The 19671-nt window shown below is 40.0% G+C and carries 24 protein-coding genes; 8 read left to right on the top strand and 16 right to left on the bottom strand.

Annotated features, from left to right (window positions below; genetic code table 11):
• The first annotated feature begins 13 nt into the window (after positions 1-13).
• Entirely contained in the window at positions 14-772 is a 759-nt protein-coding gene (locus ID12_RS13155) for an N-acetylmuramoyl-L-alanine amidase (protein ID WP_008344009.1), read from the top strand.
• 55 nt (positions 773-827) lie between these two features.
• Here ID12_RS13155 and ID12_RS13150 read toward each other — a convergent pair whose 3' ends face one another.
• The 9 genes from ID12_RS13150 to ID12_RS13110 form a co-directional block, all read right to left on the bottom strand.
• Positions 828-1445 carry a hypothetical protein gene (locus ID12_RS13150; protein WP_050827281.1) on the bottom strand — a complete coding sequence of 206 codons (618 nt, stop codon included), beginning with the start codon at positions 1443-1445 and terminating at the stop codon, positions 828-830.
• An 84-nt stretch (positions 1446-1529) separates the two neighbouring features.
• Positions 1530-2510, bottom strand: a complete 981-nt coding sequence (gene nrdF, locus ID12_RS13145; protein ID WP_008344010.1) for a class 1b ribonucleoside-diphosphate reductase subunit beta — start codon at positions 2508-2510, stop codon at positions 1530-1532.
• Between the two features lie 17 nt (positions 2511-2527).
• The gene (gene nrdE, locus ID12_RS13140) at positions 2528-4630 is read right to left on the bottom strand and encodes a class 1b ribonucleoside-diphosphate reductase subunit alpha (RefSeq protein ID WP_017359033.1); all 2103 of its coding nucleotides are present in this window, start codon (positions 4628-4630) and stop codon (positions 2528-2530) included.
• Positions 4590-4982, bottom strand: a complete 393-nt coding sequence (gene nrdI, locus ID12_RS13135; protein WP_017359034.1) for a class Ib ribonucleoside-diphosphate reductase assembly flavoprotein NrdI — start codon at positions 4980-4982, stop codon at positions 4590-4592. The genes nrdE and nrdI overlap by 41 nt, the downstream gene beginning before the upstream one ends.
• A gap of 265 nt (positions 4983-5247) precedes the next feature.
• A complete protein-coding gene (locus tag ID12_RS13130) occupies positions 5248-5460 on the bottom strand; it encodes a hypothetical protein (RefSeq protein ID WP_003212415.1) in 213 nt (70 codons plus the stop codon).
• Between the two features lie 79 nt (positions 5461-5539).
• Positions 5540-5872, bottom strand: coding sequence for a YmzC family protein (locus tag ID12_RS13125; protein WP_017367288.1), 333 nt, complete (start codon positions 5870-5872; stop codon positions 5540-5542).
• 161 nt (positions 5873-6033) lie between these two features.
• On the bottom strand, positions 6034-6255 hold the full coding sequence (gene hfq, locus ID12_RS13120; protein ID WP_003211269.1) for an RNA chaperone Hfq: 222 nt from the start codon (positions 6253-6255) through the stop codon (positions 6034-6036).
• A gap of 25 nt (positions 6256-6280) precedes the next feature.
• Positions 6281-7231 (bottom strand): tRNA (adenosine(37)-N6)-dimethylallyltransferase MiaA, encoded by a 951-nt coding sequence (gene miaA, locus ID12_RS13115; protein WP_017367287.1) that lies wholly within the window; start codon positions 7229-7231, stop codon positions 6281-6283.
• A 68-nt stretch (positions 7232-7299) separates the two neighbouring features.
• Positions 7300-7701, bottom strand: coding sequence for a YmaF family protein (locus tag ID12_RS13110; protein WP_046526675.1), 402 nt, complete (start codon positions 7699-7701; stop codon positions 7300-7302).
• A 104-nt stretch (positions 7702-7805) separates the two neighbouring features.
• On the opposite strand from ID12_RS13110, the gene ID12_RS13105 reads away from it, so the two are divergent.
• From ID12_RS13105 to erbB, 4 genes are all read left to right on the top strand, one after another.
• Positions 7806-8069 (top strand): hypothetical protein, encoded by a 264-nt coding sequence (locus ID12_RS13105; protein ID WP_017359036.1) that lies wholly within the window; start codon positions 7806-7808, stop codon positions 8067-8069.
• A gap of 112 nt (positions 8070-8181) precedes the next feature.
• Positions 8182-8724 carry a TetR/AcrR family transcriptional regulator gene (locus tag ID12_RS13100; RefSeq protein WP_008344015.1) on the top strand — a complete coding sequence of 181 codons (543 nt, stop codon included), beginning with the start codon at positions 8182-8184 and terminating at the stop codon, positions 8722-8724.
• A 2-nt stretch (positions 8725-8726) separates the two neighbouring features.
• Positions 8727-9044, top strand: a complete 318-nt coding sequence (erbA, locus tag ID12_RS13095; protein ID WP_017367286.1) for an SMR family multidrug efflux transporter EbrA — start codon at positions 8727-8729, stop codon at positions 9042-9044.
• 15 nt (positions 9045-9059) lie between these two features.
• Positions 9060-9419, top strand: a complete 360-nt coding sequence (gene erbB, locus ID12_RS13090) for an SMR family multidrug efflux transporter EbrB (protein WP_017367285.1) — start codon at positions 9060-9062, stop codon at positions 9417-9419.
• A gap of 46 nt (positions 9420-9465) precedes the next feature.
• Here erbB and ID12_RS13085 read toward each other — a convergent pair whose 3' ends face one another.
• A complete protein-coding gene (locus ID12_RS13085; RefSeq protein WP_017359038.1) occupies positions 9466-9915 on the bottom strand; it encodes an OsmC family protein in 450 nt (149 codons plus the stop codon).
• Between the two features lie 76 nt (positions 9916-9991).
• Entirely contained in the window at positions 9992-10726 is a 735-nt protein-coding gene (locus ID12_RS13080) for a poly-gamma-glutamate hydrolase family protein (protein ID WP_017359039.1), read from the bottom strand.
• A gap of 584 nt (positions 10727-11310) precedes the next feature.
• Between ID12_RS13080 and ID12_RS13075 the strand changes: the two genes are divergently transcribed.
• A complete protein-coding gene (locus ID12_RS13075; RefSeq protein ID WP_017367283.1) occupies positions 11311-12636 on the top strand; it encodes a S8 family peptidase in 1326 nt (441 codons plus the stop codon).
• Positions 12637-12725: 89 nt separating this feature from the next.
• Here ID12_RS13075 and ID12_RS13070 read toward each other — a convergent pair whose 3' ends face one another.
• From ID12_RS13070 to ID12_RS13060, 3 genes are all read right to left on the bottom strand, one after another.
• Positions 12726-13874, bottom strand: coding sequence for a Rap family tetratricopeptide repeat protein (locus ID12_RS13070; protein ID WP_039166583.1), 1149 nt, complete (start codon positions 13872-13874; stop codon positions 12726-12728).
• Between the two features lie 165 nt (positions 13875-14039).
• Entirely contained in the window at positions 14040-14789 is a 750-nt protein-coding gene (locus ID12_RS13065) for a poly-gamma-glutamate hydrolase family protein (protein ID WP_017367282.1), read from the bottom strand.
• 315 nt (positions 14790-15104) lie between these two features.
• Positions 15105-15578: a CarD family transcriptional regulator gene (locus ID12_RS13060; RefSeq protein ID WP_007499456.1), complete on the bottom strand. Its 474-nt coding sequence runs from the start codon at positions 15576-15578 to the stop codon at positions 15105-15107.
• A gap of 589 nt (positions 15579-16167) precedes the next feature.
• Between ID12_RS13060 and ID12_RS13050 the strand changes: the two genes are divergently transcribed.
• Together ID12_RS13050 and bslA are read left to right on the top strand one after the other, a co-directional pair.
• Complete coding sequence (locus ID12_RS13050) at positions 16168-16569, top strand: hypothetical protein (protein ID WP_050827691.1); 402 nt, start codon at positions 16168-16170, stop codon at positions 16567-16569.
• 125 nt (positions 16570-16694) lie between these two features.
• On the top strand, positions 16695-17231 hold the full coding sequence (gene bslA / locus ID12_RS13045; protein ID WP_017359045.1) for a biofilm surface layer hydrophobin BslA: 537 nt from the start codon (positions 16695-16697) through the stop codon (positions 17229-17231).
• A gap of 145 nt (positions 17232-17376) precedes the next feature.
• Here the strand turns inward: bslA and ID12_RS19385 are convergent, their stop codons facing one another.
• The gene (locus ID12_RS19385) at positions 17377-17547 is read right to left on the bottom strand and encodes a hypothetical protein (RefSeq protein ID WP_017359046.1); all 171 of its coding nucleotides are present in this window, start codon (positions 17545-17547) and stop codon (positions 17377-17379) included.
• A gap of 204 nt (positions 17548-17751) precedes the next feature.
• A complete protein-coding gene (gene mutL, locus ID12_RS13040) occupies positions 17752-19653 on the bottom strand; it encodes a DNA mismatch repair endonuclease MutL (RefSeq protein WP_050827279.1) in 1902 nt (633 codons plus the stop codon).
• Positions 19654-19671 lie beyond the last annotated feature (18 nt).

Genomic DNA, 19671 nt, shown 5'->3' with positions numbered 1-19671 from the left:
AGGTGATGAATAGATGGTGAAAATTTTTATTGATCCTGGCCACGGAGGAACAGATTCTGGAGCTGCTGCTAATGGACTTTTGGAGAAAAATATCACACTGCAAATTGCGCTTTTTCTGAGGGATATGTTGATTAGTGAATATGATGGGGTTTCCGTCCGCTTAAGTCGTTCAATTGACCAATCCGTCACGTTATCCCAGCGTACGAATGCGGCAAACAGCTGGGGAGCTGACTATTTCGTGTCTATTCATATTAATGCTGGCGGAGGCACAGGTTTTGAAAGTTATGTGTACCCTGGCGTTTCAGCACCAACCACCACGTATCGCAATGCCCTTCATGATGAGATTGTCCGCTCCGTTGATTTTGCCGACCGCGGCAAGAAAACGGCGAACTTCCACGTTCTGCGGGAAACTTCTATGTCTGCCATTTTAACTGAAAACGGTTTCATCGATACGGTAGCTGATGCAAATAAGCTCCGTAACGCTACTTTCCTTCAAGGGATCGCTCGTGCTCATGCCACTGGATTAGAAAAAGCCCTACAATTGAAAAAAAAAGCAAGTAACCTATATAAAGTGCAAGCAGGGGCTTTCAAGGTCAAAGCCAATGCGGATGAACTAGCAGCTACACTCAGATCCAAAGGATTTGAAGCGCTGGTCGTACTGGATAGCGGCATGTACCGAGTCCAAGCTGGCGCTTTCCGTTCAAAGCAAAATGCAGATGACCTCGTCGCTCGATTAAAGCAGGCCGGTCACGACGCATTCGTTTTTCAATAATCTAAAAAACAAACCGGCTCAAGTCATCTTTAGAGCCGGTTTGTTGTCTATCCAATTATGCTAAAATGTTCACGACAAATTGAGACCATGTTTCAAGATGATCGAAGTACTCAGGCTTTTTCAAATCTGTTACTTTCATCCATTTGCCTGAGATTTGATCTGTTTCTTTTACTTCTACATGAGCACCCGGTGATAATTCAAGGGCTGATAACAGTCCGATGTGCACACGGCCGACACTGTTGTCATCATCATTAATAAGTCCAAGGGTTTTCATCTCAAGTTTGTCTTCTTCTTGAATCGAAAGTTCCTCGTCCAGTTCACGATCGGTATTTTCTTTTAGAATCTCAGCAAATTTTTTTCCTTCAATGAAATTCATATGACCGCCAAAGCCAAGAGATAACTTATGATGTAAGCGAGTCTCTCCCCCGCCTTGAAGTCTTTCATATACATACACTTCGTCCTCACGCTTAATCACGACATAAGGTATCGGCTGTTTGAAGTCAGGATTTTCTTCTGCATCGCCTCTTCGCATCTGTTCGAAGTGCTCTTCGATTTCTTTCATTATGGTGCTGATTGTTTTCTCTTCACTATTCACACCATTAAACGCAAGTGTTTCGTTTTGGAACAAGCGTGCGCGCGGTGCAACTAAAATGATTTCGTCCATTTTTCCCATGTTCGGTAACCTCCAGTATGTAACACATTGTTAGAAATGGCAAAAAGCCAAAACGAGTGATGCGTTTTGACTTTTGCGTTTTACTTATGATTCATCTCCAAAGAAGAAATCATCATCTTTTAACGGCTCAACTGTTGCTTTTTTGTAGCCGTTCCCTTTCATTGAGAAGAAGTCATGTGACTTTGTTTTTGTATTGAGTCCGTTCAATACAATTGGGTTGATCTCTTCTTCTTCAAAGTAAGGGGCAAATCCAAGGTTCATTAACGCTTTATTGGCATTGTAACGAATGAACTTTTTCACATCATGCGATAAATTGACTTGGTCATAAATATCCTCAGTGTAATGAAGTTCATTTTCATAAAGCTCATTAAGCAGATCGATAGAGAAATCATAAAGCTCTTTTTGCACGTCAGGTGTTTGTTTGTTGTAAATTTCTTGTGCTAACAATCCAACATACACACCGTGAATCGCTTCATCGCGCAAAATCAAGTTAATGATTTCACCACTTTGCATGAGCTTTCCTTGACCGTAGAAATATAGCGGGTAGTAAAAGCCGCTATAGAATAGGAAGCTTTCTAAATACACTGAAGCAACCATTGCTTTAAATAAGGAAATCGGGTCATCCTTTTGAATGGAACGGTACAGACCTACAATCATATCTGCTTTCTTTTGCAAGAATTTATTTTTCTTGACCCATTCAAATACTTCACTAATCGTTTCAGTCGGTGCAAGCGTCATGAAGATATTTGAGTATGATTTTGCATGCACGGCATTTTCCATCATGGCCATAAAGTTTAACACGGCTTTACGCTGATGACCGTCCACATGTTCAGCCACTATCGGCATTCCTGTATTTCCTTGTTCTGTATCAAGTAACGTCAGTCCAGCCAGTACCTTCATGTACGTATCTCGCTCTTCTTCACCTAAATATTTCCATGTTAAGAGATCCCCGTTTAAGGAAATCTCTTCTGGAAGCCAGAATTGCTTGACGTTTTGGTTGTAAAACATTTGTGTAAAATCGTCTTCGTGTTTTGACCAGTTGGCTGCATCATAAATTTTTGTCACGTTAAACTCTCCTTTAATCAAACAACACAAGAAAGACAGCCTTCCTGCCCTGTATCCTTCGTTCTTGCATAATAAAGTGTCTTAATGCCTTTATGGTGTGCATAAAGATCGATGCGGTTTAAGTCACGCGTTGTCATCGTATCTTTTAGGAATAATGTAAAGCTAATTCCTTGATCGACGTGCTGCTGAATGGTTGCGATCATATCGACTACTTTAAACATGTCCATATCGTATGCTTCTTTATAGAAGAACCAGTTTTGTGCTGAAAGTCCTGGCATTGGATAATACGTTTTGCTGTTTCCGTATGTTCTTTCTTCGATACGTTCCATAATTGGCATTACAGAAGCTGTTGCCGATTGAACATACGAAATAGAACCTGTTGGCGCAATACATAATCGATAGCTATGGTACATGCCATTTTCCGCTACAAAATCTTTGAGTGCTGCCCAATCTTCTTTTGTTGGAATGTGCATGCCTTCAAATAGCGCAGCTGCTTTTTCTGTTTTTGGAGTGAAATCATTTTCTACGTATTTATTGAAGTACTCACCTGTTGCATAACCAGAGCCCTCATAACGGTGGAATGTTTCCCCTTTTTCTTTTGCAAGTTCACTTGAACGCTTAATGGAGTAATAGTTCACCATCATAAAGAACGTATTAGCGAAATCTCTTGCTTCTTCACTTTCATAAGCGATTTGGTTTTGAGCTAAATACCCATGAAGGTTCATCGCACCAAGTCCAATTGACTTCATCGCTTTGTTCGCTTTTCTAACAGCTGGTGCATTGCGGATATCTGTTGTTTCAGACACAAGTGTGAGTGAGTCCGTTGCAAGCTTAACTGTTTTTTCAATGGATTTGTTTTTCATCACGTTCATGATATTTAAAGAACCAAGGTTACAAGAAATATCAAGTCCGATCTCATCATCTTGATCATAGTCCGTGTAAGAAGAGACTTCTGAAGCTTGAAGTACTTCTGAGCAAAGGTTTGAGAATTTCACACGTGAAATATGGTTCAGAGCGTGCTCTCTATTCACATTATCTTGGAACATGATATATGGATAGCCTGATTCTGAGCGCAGAACAGCTAATTTTTCAAGAAGTTTTCTCGGATTGACTTTTTCTTTTTTGACTTTCGGGTTTTCTACAAGCTCGTCATACATTTCTTCCATATCCATCTCATCAAGATGCTGTCCATAAGCTTTATAAACTGTATGAGGATAGAATGTGTAAGCTGTTTTATCTTCTCTAGCAAGCTCGATAAATTTATCTGGAATGACGACACCGATCGAAAGTGTTTTCACACGAACATCTTCATCCGCAGAGATCTTTTTCGTATCTAAGAAATCATTAATATCTCTGTGGAAAATATTCAAGTACGCACTTCCTGAACCTTGTCTTTGTCCCATTTGATCTGCATATCGGAATGCATTATCAAGAAGTTTCATGACGCCTACGACACCTTTGGTCGCATTTTCAACATCTTTGATCGCTTCACCTTTCGCACGAAGCTTTGAAAGGTTCAAGCTGACGCCGCCGCCTAATTTAGACAGCTGCATGGAAATATCAATGGCTCTTGAGATATCGTTTAATGAGTCATTCACTTCAAGCAAGAAGCAGCTCACCAGCTCACCACGTCTTTTACGGCCTGCGTTTAAGAATGTTGGTGTACTTGGCTGATACTCTTGGTTGATCATCAGTTCCACAAACTCAAGTGCTTTCTTTTTGTCTCCGCCCGCAAAGAAAAGAGCCACAACTGAAATGCGGTCTTCATAGCGTTCAAGGATTTTCTTTTTGTCATTTGTTTTCAGTGCATAGTCATTGTAAAACTTAAACGCACTCATAAATGATGGGAATCTAAATTTCTTGGCATATGCAGCTTCAAATACTTCTTTAATATCTGACATGCTGTATTGTCTTAAAAATTCTTCCTCATAGTAGTCGTTTTCTATTAAGTAATCAATCTTCTCTTCTAGATTATGAAAGAAGACCGTGTTTTGATTAATATAATCTACGAAATAACTATGTACAGCTTCTTTGTCCTTGTCGAACTGAAACTTTCCTTCTTTTTGAATCATAATCTCGTTATTTAATTGTATCCACTTTGGAACCTGATTTTGTGACAATTCTTTCTACCTCCTGTGTAAACAATTCAACATCCCTTTTTGTTCCGCTTAGTTCAAAGGTGTGCAAAATAGGAACTTGATATTGTTTAGAAATCGTATCGGCGCTTTTGGCAAAGTTATCTCCCCACACTTTGTTCCCACTCACCGCTACACCTAGTAAAAGGTGCGCATTTTTCTCTAAAAATGACTGAGTGGTACCAGGGACTTGTCCAAATCCTGTCGTAAAGGTGACGAGAATAAACGGCGTATCCAAAAACTCTTCTCCAGTCAATTTTCGTTTGTCTGTAAAAGGGGTCTTGTCCAAAAAGCGTTGAACATTTCCTGTTTTTGAATCAAATACGATTTGAATCAATTCCATCACGACCTAGTTTTTAGTATTGTTGATCATTCCGCTATTCACTATATATAGTATACTATGTTTTTTCAAAACACAACATATAGATGCTCGAAACGAAAAAAATCAACCAACCCGGCCGAACATTCATAGCCGAACTCGTACGTTCAAATAAATAGAGCAGAGCAGGTTCTAAAAATAGACTGCCCTACTCCCTATTCAACTGAAACCGAAATCTATCATAACACGAAAAAAAATCGCTTAGTAGACTAGACTTTTTGTTTTATTTTTTGTAGGCATCGCACTGTAAATCTTCTGACACTTCTGTTATTTCCACTTCAACACCTAATTCTTTCAGCACCGCTTCAAGCGCAGAGACGATCGAGGCTTCTCTTACTAACTCTTTCCCGTTTACAGAAACGCTTGTTCCATATTCGAAACAGGAGTCATCTTCACAAGTTTGTTCCCAATGATTAATTTTAATTTTGTGTGTCATGAACTCATCCTTTTCTGTCTAGATGTCTGATGCATGTTTATAGTGTAGCGACTTCACATTCATTTGTAAATTTACGTGCTTACTCTTCATCAAAGTCTTCACTATCACCATCATCTTCATCCCATTCATCTATGTATTTTGTCGTAATGAGCGTCAGCTCTCCTTCTTTTTCATCAAACCGGTATACATGTACTTCATCATCTTTTACAACAGCAATGTGATTATTTTTTAGCGCAACAGATGATGGTAAAAGACCATCAACATGGCTCCCATCATGCTCACCAGAATGGTTATGCCAACTTTCTTGTCTCGTTTCGATGTTCGAGATGGCGCATGCTCCAAATAAGACAACGATTCCAATCAAAAGAAGGATCACTCGAATCCTTCTCAATTCAAGCTCTGCATTTTCCATATAAATCCCCTCACCTTTTAAATGTCCAATAAGGATTTATACGCAACTTGGACAGAAAAGTTTCATGGCATGCAAAATAGCCCCTCTGCACTGACAAAAAACGTAGCGGGTTTCGGCCGGTTTATTCGCAGCTGCATGGGGCTATTGGTGAAAACGGGTGTTTATTCTAATTCAAGATTTACATTTTTTTGAGGTGCAAATGTTGAAATCGCATGTTTATAAATAAGCTGCTGCTTCCCTTCTGTCTCAAGCAGCACCGTGAAATTGTCAAATCCCTTTACTTGACCGCGAAGCTGAAAGCCATTCAGTAAAAATACTGTGACAAATGTATTGTCTTTGCGGATCTGATTCAAAAATTGGTCCTGAATATTAATCGGTTTCATGTTTCGTCCTCCTTGATTCTGATAACTACAGTTTCGCTTTAAGTCCAAGCTTTCCTGCTATATATGCGAAAATTTCCTCTTTTTTGTCCGAAAAGTGGCAAGGTGGTGTCATATCAAACCAGGTGACATCCATTTTATTACGGAACCACGTAAACTGACGCTTCGCATATCTGCGGGAATTTTGTTTTAATTGCTGGATGGCTTCATCAAGTGAGCAGTTGCCTTGAAAATAGGCATACAACTCTTTATAACCAATCGCTTGAACAGACTGACAATCTTTCAAACCAGATTGATAAAGTGCGCTCACTTCTTCAATTAAGCCTTCATCTAACATCATATCAATTCTTTGATGAATGCGCTCGTACAAAAGCTCTCGGTCCATTTTCAGCCCAATGAAGGCAGTATCATAAAGAGGAACTTCTTGATGCCCGTTTTGCATATCAGACATTTTCTGACCTGTTGTATGGATGATTTCAAGCGCCCTGATCACGCGGCGGACGTTATTCGGATGAATCGCTTTTGCAGCGTCAGGATCGGCTTCTTTTAGCTTTTCATACAGTTTGATCGGTCCATGCTGCTGCTTAAACAGCGTCATCTCTTCTCTAAAAGCAGGATCACTTTTCTCATCAGTAAACGTGTAATCATATAAAACAGACTGAATATATAGCCCAGTTCCACCAACAATCATGGGCGTATTCCCTCTCGCAGCTATCTCTTTGATTTTTAAGCGGACAAGCTGCTGAAATTCAGCTGTAGAAAACGATTCATCCGGTTGTTTAATATCGATTAAATGGTGCGGTACGCCATTCATTTCTTCAGGGGTGATTTTCGCTGTGCCAATATCCATTCCTTTATAGATCTGCATGGAATCCCCGCTGATAATTTCTCCATTAAATGCTTTCGCTATATCAATGCTCAGCTTTGTTTTTCCGACAGCCGTCGGACCTACTAATACAATCACTGGTTGTTTTTTCATAACATCACTCTCTTTTACAAACTGCCTACAGTATAGCATAACTTCTCTTTCTCTCCTATATCCTCCCGTCACCAGCCAAGTGGTTCATTCCCGACCACTTCATATGTCTTTCCTTTTAAACGGTGCTTATGCGTTGGCCTTTCTTCATCTGGACTGTAAACGACTCCCCCGTATGGAATCGGGACAGAGTCGGTATAGGCAGAAAACGTGACTTCCTCAATTTCATGGTAGTGCGTCCCGTCCACTCTTGGGATAGCAGGTCCAGTGACGCCATAATATCTATGGAAATGCCCTCTTTCAAATGATGTGATCCCCCGGTAATAATGAGTATGACTGTCGGTACTGCTTCCATTCACAGGCTGAGAAATACCTTCTATTAAATGATAATGTTCTTCGGTTACATCCGTTCTCGCTTTATAAGCATGTGCATGAGGTGGACATTTAGCCCAATCAGACGGATACAGGCCCATTTTTTACATTCCTCCTTATTTTAGGCATTCACCCAAACACAAGTGGGCCACTCGAATACACTGATGTCAGTTACAGTGATTTTATGTGAAAGGAGTCTTTTTTTATGAATTATTTTGACGCACCGTTTGTTCAAGATGAGATGAGAAGACCTTTTGGATTTGGACGCCCTGGATTTGGTTTTGGAAGACCTGGGTTTGGGTTTGGGCGCCCTGGTTTTGGCTATGGGAGACCTGGATTTTTTGGACCGCCATTTTTAGGTGGTTTTGCTGGAGGGCTTTTAGCTGGGTCGCTTCTTGCTCCAGGATATGGCTATGGTTATCCTTATCCACCGCCATACCCGCCTTATGGACCATACCCTTATTATTGAATATGACGATTTAGTGAAAACATCCTCTTATAAAATGAATCGATTGACACATTTGTTTTTCATAGGTTAACATTTACTTTACCGACCGTTCAGTAAAGTAGGTGTTTTTTTTATGTCTAAAACGAAAAAAGAACAAATTTTTGAGGCAGCAGCTCACACCATTCTAAAAGAAGGATTGAGTCAGCTCACCCTTCAGCAGGTGGCAGAACATGCAAATATGACCAAAGCTGGGCTACTGTATCATTTTTCGAGCAAGGAAGACCTGATCCAGCAAATGAATGAGCATGCGGTTGCCTCTTTTCGTCAGCAGCTTGACACGTATCAGGAAACATACAAAAACGAAAAGGCGCCCTATGTACGTGCCTATATATTGGCCACATTAAATGATCTTGATAGACAAAACACCACACAGCTATGTACAAGTATGCTGGCAACCATGTCATTTGATGAAGCGTTATTAAATCCTTGGCGTCATTTTTATGCGGAATTTAAAGAAAAAGCAGCCGAGGAAATCAATGACCCTGCACTTAGCCAATTGATCCGTCTTGCCTGTGATGGCATATGGTTTTCAGAAATGTTTCAGCTTGAACCATTGAATCGAGAGGAAAAAACCCTTTTACTTCATCGGATTTTACACATTTTAGAGGAGGGATGATGATGATCCTCGGATATCTTTTTTTGGCTATCGCCATTTTTTCAGAAGCGATTGGGGCAGCGATGCTGAAACTATCAAATGGTTTCACACGCTTTAAACCTAGCGCTGTCGTTGTCGCTGGTTATACACTTGCTTTTTACATGCTGTCATTGACCCTTAATATCATTCCACTTAGCATGTCTTACGCCACATGGTCTGGGGTAGGTACCGTCCTCACGGCTTTTTTTGGCGTGCTCTTTTTCAAAGAAACCTTGAACCGTCAAGCACTTATTGGAATGGCAATGCTTGTTTCAGGGGTCGTACTATTAAATATGTCTTAAAGGATGTGAAGTGATATGAAAGGAATGCTTTATTTAACAGGAGCCATTTTGACAGAGGTTTTTGGCAGTACGATGCTGAAGCTTTCGCAAGGTTTTACACAGGCGCTGCCGAGTATGGGGGTCCTGATCGGATTTGGGTGCGCCTTTACCTTTCTCAGTTTGGCACTCAAAACAATTGAGCTGTCATCTGCATATGCCACTTGGTCTGGGGTCGGTACAGCACTTACTGCTCTAGTGGGCCTCGTGCTATTTAACGAAACCATTCATATGAAAGGATTTATTGGTCTTGCACTTGTCATATGCGGCGTCATTGTCTTAAATCAATCCAAAAAACAAAAGAAAGAACCATTCGATCAAACCGAATGGACGTCATAAAAAAAGTCATTTTCTCCATTAATCAAGAGAAAATGACTTTTTTATCTTAATAACCAGCTTTGATGGTTTCTTCTAAGGAAATATGGACATTCCCTTGCACAGCTCTAGAGATCATACATGAGCTTTCAGCTTTATGTGCAAGCTTACGAGCTCGTTCTATGTCCTGTGCAGTAGCAGACTCTTTGAGAATGATGACAGGACGGTGAATGATTTTCTCATATGTAAACACACCGTTTGTCACATCGACAACTGCCTCAGAGCTCATCGATAGATCCTCTTTCTCTAATTGACTCCGCTCCATCATGGCTGCAAGTGTAATGATATAACATGTGGCCGCTGCACCTAGGAGCATCTCATCTGGATTTGTTCCAATACCCGGTCCATCCATTTCTTTTGGAATGGAAATCTCCGTCTTTAACTGTGCACATTCGATTGTCCCCACATCGTTACGCAGACCAGGCCAGCTTGCCTGAAGATGAAAATGATGACGCGCCATATCTGTCTCTCCTTTTGTTATCACTTTTTATAGTGTAACAAGAATTCACCTTGCTGTCTTAAGATGTGCACCATCCTTACGTATATTCTTCATCCAGCACCGTGCGAATCGCCCTGACATACCGGTAGAACGTCTCGTTTTTTGTACTCGATCGATACCGAAAATCGAAACTGTCAAATAACGCTTCCCGTTGACTTCTACTAATCTCAAGCTGTACACTTTGCCCTGTTTTTGTAAGATTATTAATATTATGATTGCTCGTTCCGCTTAGGGTTGCGTGTGCAACTGCAAGTTCAGCAGAAAAACCGTTGCGCTCTAATGAGTTCACAATTTTTTCAGCACGGTCATAGTCTGTTCCGCCAACAAGGGTGTGGTCAATTCCCGGCTCCCCTTTATATCCATGAACAGCTAATACATAATCATGTGCTTTTGCCTGTGCGACTCCGATTGGTTCATCGAAGTTTGTACTTGTAATATGAAGTTCTGATGCATTTTCTCTAAAACCTTCAAATAAGTACGTAGAAAAATCGTTATCAAAAAAATGGACAATCTCACTAACGCCGCCTTCGATTCTCCCGCCATGAGGCGACATCACTAGAAGACGGCTGCCGGGCACTGGATTGGATGTGATTTGATAATGATCTGTTGATTCATTCTCTTCCAGTTCTTTAAAATTGCGATACATATCATTTGAACCGCTTTCGTCTTCTCCACCTGATGACACTGGCTCATCATGTTCCTGTGCTTGCATGGTATAATAGACGCCCCATCCGATGACAAGCAGGAGAAGCAAAGCAAAAAACTTCTTCATTCCCGTTCTCCTTTAACAGATTTCTAAGCCGTTTCTATGATTAATATTGAATCATCATTTCTTTTCATTTTTTCCACATTTTCTCTTCAAATTTGATCATAACACTCTAGATCATGAGATTCCTCAAAAATAAGATAATTGCATTTATATACACAGAAACGCCTTTCCTGATTGAAAACAGAGTTAGAATAGTATGACAAACAAATGAAGTTATGTTTAAAATGACCTAGTCCTACCCAGTCTGTTTTCTTTAATTCGTCTTTTTTTTATGCGAATTTGATTTTTTTCATCTGGAATGAATCACATTTGTATGAGCATTGACCCTGTCTAGAACCCCCCTTTTTTCTGCAGAATCCTCTGTTTTACTGGTTCTCTAAGAAGAACTCTCCCACCTATCATCGGCAGTTTTAATATGATTTCCACCTTTTTCTATTATTTTACAAAATGTAAGCGCTTTTCTTTTTAAAGGGAATGAGTCAGCCGCCAATATGAACAAAAGAAGGGACAAGAATCCGAACAAAGATGCTGTCATGTTCATAACGTAAGAGTGTACGAGAATGGATAGCTAGAATGGAGGGCATCACATGTTTGGATTTTCCATGGTACAAATGGTCAGAACACATGCTAGTAAATTGGATCAGCCTTTAAGAGAGACCGTCCTTCACCTCTATAAGCCTTTTAAGTGGACGCCTTGTTTTCTTCATCGTTTTTTTGAAGGAAGGTTAAAGAAGAGCAAGAAGCTTCGGGTCATCATTGAATTTAAAGAAGATGCAGTCGAAGCAGGTATTCAAAGCACAAAGCAGCTAATGAAAAAAAGCAGAAAAACAAACATCAAAAAACATTTTTCACATATTAACTGCTGCGCAGCTGATCTTACCCCTGCTGCTTTAGAGGAACTCTTAGCAAATGGGGAGCATATTCGCAAAATATATTTAGACAGACAGGTACATGCACTGCTGGATGTGGCGACACAATCAAGTCATGCGGATGAAGTCGTTCGAAATGGCACAACCTTAACCGGTGAAGGCATTACGGTAGCGGTCGTTGACACAGGCATATACCCACATGAGGACTTAGATGGAAGAATTCGCGACTTTGTAGATTTAGTCAAACAAAAAACGAAACCTTACGATGATAACGGTCATGGAACGCATTGCGCTGGGGATGTGGCTGGAGACGGAGCTGCCTCAGACGGCTTATACAAAGGACCCGCTCCAAAAGCCAATATCATTGGGGTAAAAGTGTTAAATAAACAAGGCGCTGGATCACTTTCTACTATTATAGAAGGTGTTGAATGGTGCATACAGTTCAACGAAGACCATCCTGATGATCCAATTCACATTATCAGTATGTCGCTAGGCGGCGATGCGCAGCGTTATGATGACGAACAAGACGATCCGATGGTGCGCGCTGTCAATGCAGCTTGGGATCAAGGGATTGTTGTATGCGTTGCTGCTGGGAACTCCGGTCCTAACAGTCAAACAATCGCAAGCCCTGCCGTGAGTCAAAAAGTCATTACGGTCGGAGCCTATGATGATCGAAATACGCCAGAATCAAGTGACGATGTCGTGGCACCATTTTCGAGCAGAGGTCCAACGGTCTACGGTGAAACAAAGCCCGACCTCCTCGCACCAGGAGTCAATATCGTCTCTCTTAGATCACCAAGATCATTCCTAGATAAACTAGATAAATCAAGTAGAGTCGATGATGATTATACGACGTTATCTGGCACTTCGATGGCGACACCCATTTGTGCCGGTATCTGCGCACTATTATTAGAGCATTCACCAGATTTAACACCTGATGAAGTCAAAGCCTTATTAAAAGAAAATACAAGCAAGTGGTCTGGAGAGGACCCAATGATTTACGGAGCAGGTGCCATCGACGCAGAAAAAGCCATCCAAGAATAAATAAAAAAGCCCTTTACGTTTTTCGTAAAGGGTGTTGTTTTGTCTGTTTTTATGTGTGAAGTCTTTCTTCTACTTGAGCAGCTGACATGTTATGCTTCGTTCTCATACATCTCATCTCCTTTTTGAATGTGCGTACGCGCTTCGATCACAATTTCAAAAAAAGTGGAAGATTCCTTGTACATGTCGCGTTCCTTATAATAATTAGCCGCATCAAGTGCCAATTCCTCTAAATCAGCAAACATTTTTTTGTTTCGTAGTCCCAAAAGGGCTGATCTCAATTGTTCAGAGCTGTCTGTTTCTATATAGAGTGCCTGTAAAAATTGGAATTTCAATTGATAAATTTCATCTCCCAATATAGATGCCTGATTCATGCCTTCCTTTATAGCCTCACTCGCTCGCTCCATATCTTCGAGTTTAAAACAAGTAAGAGCCAGTGAAAACAATGATTTGATCATCGTTGCAGCTTGATCTTTTTGATAAAGTGAAATGGCTTGTTCAAAGAAGACCGTCGCTGTATGATAGGTTCCCATACTATAATGACAAGTTCCTAAGTTATTGAGGGCCATCGCCTTAAAATAAGATGTGCATTCTTTTCTTTCCATTGCTTCACACACTTTTAAAGCTTTTTCTAAATACGGGAGCGCTTTTTGATGCTGACTTACATCAATCCAATTACCTGCCATCACAAAATCGCATTGAATGCTTCTTTTTCCATAAAGCTGATGTTTCTTATAGATGTCTCTCGCTTTTTTCGCATAATGCATAGAAAAATAGGTTTGTTTCATATGATAGTATACTTCAGCAATTTTATAATAAAATTCCGCTTTTTCGATCTCATCTGTCACTAAGATCAGCTGATGTTCCGCATGCTTATAATAGGAAATGGCTTCGATATACCGGTGCTGGGTAAATGCATACATTCCATGGAAAAAATGAAAGTAATAGCCCAATAAACCCGTCATCTCATCTTCTGCCTCTTCAATTTCTTTTGGAAAAGAAACCGCTTGAAGCGATTCATTCCCTGCATGGACTGGCGTTAAGTGCTGAAGCATCATTTGATGGCGAAAATCCATGAGAGAATAATAGAGTAATAAATCTTGATCTTCTTCCATCTCATGAATGTCTTCTTCAACAAGGCGCTTCATATCGTTTGCCTGATCAACTTCAAATTTGCAAATATGTGTGTACCATTGATTGATTTTTACACCTACTTCGGAAGATGGTATTTTGTGTGCCATCCACTTCAGCCCCATTCTATCATATCAAACTGATAACTATTATTTTACATAATTTATGATTTTAAGGCAAATTGTCATTTATTTCATATTTTATGTTGATTTTGCACATTTCTATCTTTTTTACCAAGTTTAAAGAGAGTACTTTTGCCCATCAAAACCTTTTTTCTACGAAGAAGGGTCGAATTCTCTAAGCACTTCTTTTAAACCACTGACATAGCGACTAAATGCTTTTTTCTTTCCTTTTCTTGTATCAAAGTTGTCAAAAAAGGCTTTTCTCTGCGCCGTACTAATTTCTAATTGGACACTTTCGCCACTTGCATTTTGATTATTAATGTTGTTTGGATCCGTTCCAGAGAGGCGCTCGCCTTTTTGCACGAGCTCTGCGGAGAAGCCCCTGTCTTTTAGTTCTCGCACAACCGCTTCTTGCATTTTTTCGTTTGTCCCGCCCACAAGTGTATGTCTTCTATCACTTTTATAGCCGTGGATAGATATAGAAAAGGGATATGTTTTAATCATTTGAACCAAAATCGGTTCATCGAATTTTGTACTAGTGATATGCAAATCACGATTGTTGTCTTGTTTTGTCCCTTCAAATAAATACGTAGAGTACTTCTTTTCAAATGCTTCTACAATTTCACTTGTTCCTGGCTCAATTTCACCGCCGTGAGGAGAAAAGACAAGTAAGTCACTTCCTCCTTTTTCATGAAACTCTATCTCATAGCCGTCTCTTTCATGCCGTATAAGCTGTTTAAAACTTTCATATTGATCCCCTTTTTTTCGCTCTTTCTTATACTTTTCTACTTCTTCATAATGTTGTTTTTGCTCTTTATTTTCTTGGATAGAATGGCTGCATTTCACCATTAAAAGAGCACACAGGATGAGAAAGATGAATCCACTTATGAGTAGTCTTTTCATTTCACCGCTCCTTTTCATTCTCTTCGATGTCATCTTATCGCATTATTTTACTATCAATCGCTAAAAGAATTCAAAGAATGTCCGGCTCCTTTTCATGAATCAGGAGAACTTACCTGTTTTTTTATGTTGCCCTAGGTATTTTCGGCTTCTTTAAAACGGTTCTTGTCCAAGTAAAAACTAAATCCTATGACCTCATTTTAGTTTTAGTCAAAAACACCTACAAAATTGGGAATTTTCATCTTTTTTTCAAATAAAAAAGCTGTAAACAAAAGGAATATCTCCTTCTGTTTACAGCCAGTCTCTGTATATCCAGCATTAAACTCTTAATTCATTCTCTAATGCTGTCAGCACTTCATCTTGCGACATGCCTTGTGCAAGTGAAATTTCGCTCACTAACATGCCCCGTGCATCTTCAAGCATCTTCTTTTCACTAGAATTTAAGGCTTTTTTCTGATTACGTCTCATCAGATCTTTGACAACGTCTGCGCCATCTTCAATCGAACCTGTTTTTAGCTTTTTCAGATTTTCATCATATCTTTGCTTCCAAGTAAGCGTGTCGTCGTTTGTTTCTTCTGCAAAATTGTTCATCACAACTTTCAGCGTAGCTTGATCAGCTACCGGACGTATACCTAGTTGATTGATTCTGCCTTTTGGGACCATCATCTGCATATTCGGCATTTGAATCAGAAAATATTCCTGCGTCTTACCTAAAATCTCTTTTTCTTCCATTCCTTCAATCACACCGGCTCCATGCATTGGATAAACAATTTTATCACCTATTTGAAACAAATCCGCCACCTCCGAAAGTATTCACAATATCATTATAACACATTTCATCAGAGGATAAAAATTTATATTTTATCATGTTAATTTAGCACTAGTCAATTCTTTTTATTTGAGTTTTTAAAGAATTAGCCTTTTTTTACAAAAGGAGCGCCACCATCCAGTCCTCGTACACCTTTCTTGCATATACTAGCATTGAGTCACATTTAGGAGGGATGACAATGTGCAAATGCAAGAGCAAACATTCCCACTCAAAATGCTGTAAAAAGCATGACGATCATCACCATATTGAGCCGTGTGAAAAAAAGAAGTATTATCATAAAAAAGATGATTGGTTTGAGAGCGATTTTTGGGATACGTCAAGAAGCTACGATCCCCATTATTTTCCTAAAAGTGTCTGTAGCAGATGTAAGAAGCGTCGCAGAAAAAGACATAGCTTCTCATTTTAGTGCTTGACGCTGCACCTGCTTTTGTTTTCCCGGCTGAAAAGCCGGTTTTTTTGTTGCATGTTGTTCTTTTCTTTCATATGGATAGGCTCATGAAACAGGTGCAGTTCATAAGATATGGCAACCTGAAAAAAAGGATGAGATACAAAATGAACAATATGAATAACCAAACCAACCATTACCATCAAGGAAATCCCTATCACACGTTTGAAAATGTGTATACAGCCAATCATGAGCATATGATCGCACCAAACATGCATGACCCTATGAATATGCCAAATCATTATCATACCGGTAAAAAAGATGCTTATAGCGGACACCATCCGCATCATCATTCAGCCTATTCCCCTTTTATGAAGCAGTATGAACCCTATTCAAATGTACAGATGAACGATCACCATCACTTCGGTCACTACGGCAATTATGGTATGGCTCCCTACCAGCCATATGGCTATCATGATATGCAGATGATGATGCCGGCAAATCATCATATGACAGGAAATGCTTACGGAATGAACCAACCAAATGCATTCCTACACCGTTATTACTAAAAAACAAGCAAAATAAGGGTATAAAATACCATTTAATGACATATAGGAATATGGTAATCTTATAGGTAAATAATGGATGTAATCATCTATTATTTACCTATAATCAACCAAGGGGGAAGGAAGAAATGAAGAAAACATGGACAATCATTATGATGGGGATGCTTACATTGGTCATGGCACTCTCAGTACCGCTAGCCGCATCAGCTGAAGGGGCTAAAACAGAGGAAGGCAAAGCTTCAACAAATGCACGACCAGCTGCACTTTATGCAAAAATCACAGGAGCAAGTAAACAAGAATGGTCTTTTTCTGACATTGACCTGACTTACCGTCCAAATTCTGTTCTTAGTATTGGTGCAGTTGAATTTACTTTACCAGCAGGTTTTCAAGCCACAACAAAGGATATTATCAATGGAAAAGCTTTAAAAGACAGTTACATTTTGAACAATGGAAAAACTGTCCGCATTCCAGCTCGTTTCGATTTATTCGGAAGTTCCCAATATACATTACAACTTTCTCATAAAGTACTTCCTGCTGCAGGTACATATACGTTCCGCGCAGAAAATCGTGCGATCAGCATCGGTTCCACATTTTATGCAGAGGATACGATTGATATTAATAAACGACCAGTTGTCGTCACACCGCCAAATCCTTGCGGATGCTAAACAAAAAAGCGCTCTTAGAGCGCTTTTTCTCATTTATCACATGTCTTGCCGCTGTGCTTACTGCATTTTATATAATTGTTACACCATATCTTATGATGGTCTGTCATCATTTAGTTGGCAAACTCATATATGGCGTTTTTTATTATTATTTTTGCTCTTTTAGTTTTTTAAAAATCACAAATTGATATACGCCAAATAGTAAGGTTAGGATCATCATTGCGGTAAATAGTTGATCGACTGGAAGCAAAAAATATACGACAAAAAAAGATAAAAGCAAAACAAAGTAACCTATATTGAACGCTTTTTTGAATGTCATCATATTCCCTCCTTTTTACAATCATATCACGCTTCACTTAATCGTATAACCAAATAACAAAAACCCCTATCCATTTGAGGAAAGGGGTTATCCTTACAACATGACAGCGGATGTTTATCTTCACATCACAAAAACACGAAACAGACTATCGGATTGAAAAATTAATTGGTGGGCAAACCGATTCACCCACCATCTCAAACCTAGCTACATCACCCGCTTAAACATCTTCTCCATTTCATATGTGGAATGATGAATCATAATCGGCCTGCCATGCGGACATGTAAATGGGTCTTGTGTTTGCCGGAGTTCATCTAATAAGGCTTTGATTTCATCGTGACGCAAATGACGATTTGCTTTAATCGAGCCTTTGCAGCTCATCATGATCGCCGCTTCTTCTCTCAGTTTCTTGATATCCACACGCTTTTCATCAAGTACTTGCTGAATGATTTCTTCGATGAGTTCAGCCTCTTCCCCTTTAGGAAACCACTGCGGATGTGATCGAACGATATAGCTACCTGATCCAAATGGCTCTAAGAAGACCCCTACTTTTGCTAAAATATCGATATGCTCTTCAATAATCAACATATCATTTTTTGAGTAGTGAAAGGTTAATGGAACAAGCATTTCTTGCACTTCCTGTTCAATGTCTCCTACCTTTTCACGAAAGTACTCATACTTGATTCGCTCTTGGGCAGCGTGCTGATCGATGATATAAAGACCGCGTTCATTTTGGGCCAAAATATATGTTCCATGCATTTGTCCAATCGGATACATCACAGGGACACGTTCACTTTCAGCCTGATGCTGGGCTGCACTCTCTTCCAGTATCACTTCGTCATGTTGTTCATGCGAAGCTGCAGATTCCTCTACATATACATGGTCAAACGTTTCTTCAGACGATGCTGGTAAAGGCGCTTCCGTACTTTCCGGTTCACGCACCCCGTATGTGTCGTTCTGACTAGTCTCGTATACAGCCGATGCGAGTGAGTCCGGCTCATAGGAAACAGGTGTTTCCATTCGGCTTTTCATTGTTTGTTTAGAATCAAAAGATAAGGACTGTTGCTCATTTTTCACTGCTGGCATTGGTGCTTTTTTTGACACTGAAGCACTTGGAATGAGCTGTTGCTTTTGAAAGACGTCCTTAATCCCTTGTTTGATCAACTCATGAAGTTCTTGCTCTTTACTTAGTCTGACTTCAAGTTTAGAAGGATGTACGTTCACATCGACTAAAATGGGGTCCATCTTCATCTCAATAAATGTAATTGGATGGCGTCCGATCGGGAGCAGTGTATGGTATCCTTCATGAATGGCTTTCACCAGCGGGAAATGCTTGACATATCTACCGTTGACAACAGAAGACATATAATTACGTGATGCCCTTGTCACTTCTGGTAAGGAAATATAGCCTTTCACTTCAAAATCAAGTGATTGTACATGTAGTGGCAGCATTTTTTTGGCCACTGCCGTTCCATAAATGGCCGCAAGCACATGCCGCACATCTCCGTTTCCATTTGTTTGAAGCAGCACTTTTCCTTGATGTCGCAAACGAATCGACACTTCTGGATGAGCAAGTGCAATTCGGTTCACAACATCAGAAATGTTGCCAAGCTCCGTATGAACAGTTTTCATGTATTTTAGACGGGCTGGCGTATTATAAAATAAATTGGTGACCACAATTTCGGTGCCGCGACGGCCAGTGGTTTTTTTCTCCGAAATGATCTTCCCGCCTTGGAGAGCTAAGTGTGTTCCAGCACCTTCACCGGTACTTGTCTTCATTTCTAAGTGAGAGACGGAGGCAATACTTGGCAGCGCCTCCCCCCTGAAACCGAGCGTCCTGACACGAAACAGATCATTTTCATCTTTGATTTTACTCGTCGCATGACGCTGAAAGGCGAGCTTACAATCTTCAGCATCGATTCCCACCCCATTATCAATAATTCTAATAGAAGAAAGTCCTGCTTCTTCTACATCGATTTCAATGACAGTACTACTAGCATCGATCGCATTTTCCACGAGCTCCTTCACAACAGAAGCCGGGCGTTCGACCACTTCACCAGCTGCAATTTTATTTGATAGGTCATCGGATAACTGAATAATCTTTGCCATTTCTTGCTCACCTCACTT

This window comes from Bacillus altitudinis (assembly GCF_001191605.1).
Taxonomy (GTDB): Bacteria; Bacillota; Bacilli; order Bacillales; family Bacillaceae; genus Bacillus; species Bacillus altitudinis.
The sequence above is the reverse complement of the archived record's forward strand: the minus strand, read 5'-3'. Positions and strand labels throughout refer to the sequence as shown.

Coding starts and splice junctions, on each gene's coding strand:
- ID12_RS13155 (WP_008344009.1), top strand. CDS start 14: ATGGTGAAAATTTTTATTGATCCTGGCCACGGAGGAACAGATTCTGGA.
- ID12_RS13150 (WP_050827281.1), bottom strand. CDS start 1,445: ATGGGAAAAATGGACGAAATCATTTTAGTTGCACCGCGCGCACGCTTG.
- ID12_RS13130 (WP_003212415.1), bottom strand. CDS start 5,460: ATGACACACAAAATTAAAATTAATCATTGGGAACAAACTTGTGAAGAT.
- ID12_RS13125 (WP_017367288.1), bottom strand. CDS start 5,872: ATGGAAAATGCAGAGCTTGAATTGAGAAGGATTCGAGTGATCCTTCTT.
- hfq (WP_003211269.1), bottom strand. CDS start 6,255: ATGAAACCGATTAATATTCAGGACCAATTTTTGAATCAGATCCGCAAA.
- miaA (WP_017367287.1), bottom strand. CDS start 7,231: ATGAAAAAACAACCAGTGATTGTATTAGTAGGTCCGACGGCTGTCGGA.
- ID12_RS13110 (WP_046526675.1), bottom strand. CDS start 7,701: ATGGGCCTGTATCCGTCTGATTGGGCTAAATGTCCACCTCATGCACAT.
- ID12_RS13105 (WP_017359036.1), top strand. CDS start 7,806: ATGAATTATTTTGACGCACCGTTTGTTCAAGATGAGATGAGAAGACCT.
- ID12_RS13100 (WP_008344015.1), top strand. CDS start 8,182: ATGTCTAAAACGAAAAAAGAACAAATTTTTGAGGCAGCAGCTCACACC.
- erbA (WP_017367286.1), top strand. CDS start 8,727: ATGATCCTCGGATATCTTTTTTTGGCTATCGCCATTTTTTCAGAAGCG.
- erbB (WP_017367285.1), top strand. CDS start 9,060: ATGAAAGGAATGCTTTATTTAACAGGAGCCATTTTGACAGAGGTTTTT.
- ID12_RS13085 (WP_017359038.1), bottom strand. CDS start 9,915: ATGGCGCGTCATCATTTTCATCTTCAGGCAAGCTGGCCTGGTCTGCGT.
- ID12_RS13080 (WP_017359039.1), bottom strand. CDS start 10,726: ATGAAGAAGTTTTTTGCTTTGCTTCTCCTGCTTGTCATCGGATGGGGC.
- ID12_RS13075 (WP_017367283.1), top strand. CDS start 11,311: ATGTTTGGATTTTCCATGGTACAAATGGTCAGAACACATGCTAGTAAA.
- ID12_RS13070 (WP_039166583.1), bottom strand. CDS start 13,874: ATGGCACACAAAATACCATCTTCCGAAGTAGGTGTAAAAATCAATCAA.
- ID12_RS13065 (WP_017367282.1), bottom strand. CDS start 14,789: ATGAAAAGACTACTCATAAGTGGATTCATCTTTCTCATCCTGTGTGCT.
- ID12_RS13050 (WP_050827691.1), top strand. CDS start 16,168: ATGAACAATATGAATAACCAAACCAACCATTACCATCAAGGAAATCCC.
- bslA (WP_017359045.1), top strand. CDS start 16,695: ATGAAGAAAACATGGACAATCATTATGATGGGGATGCTTACATTGGTC.
- ID12_RS19385 (WP_017359046.1), bottom strand. CDS start 17,547: ATGACATTCAAAAAAGCGTTCAATATAGGTTACTTTGTTTTGCTTTTA.
- mutL (WP_050827279.1), bottom strand. CDS start 19,653: ATGGCAAAGATTATTCAGTTATCCGATGACCTATCAAATAAAATTGCA.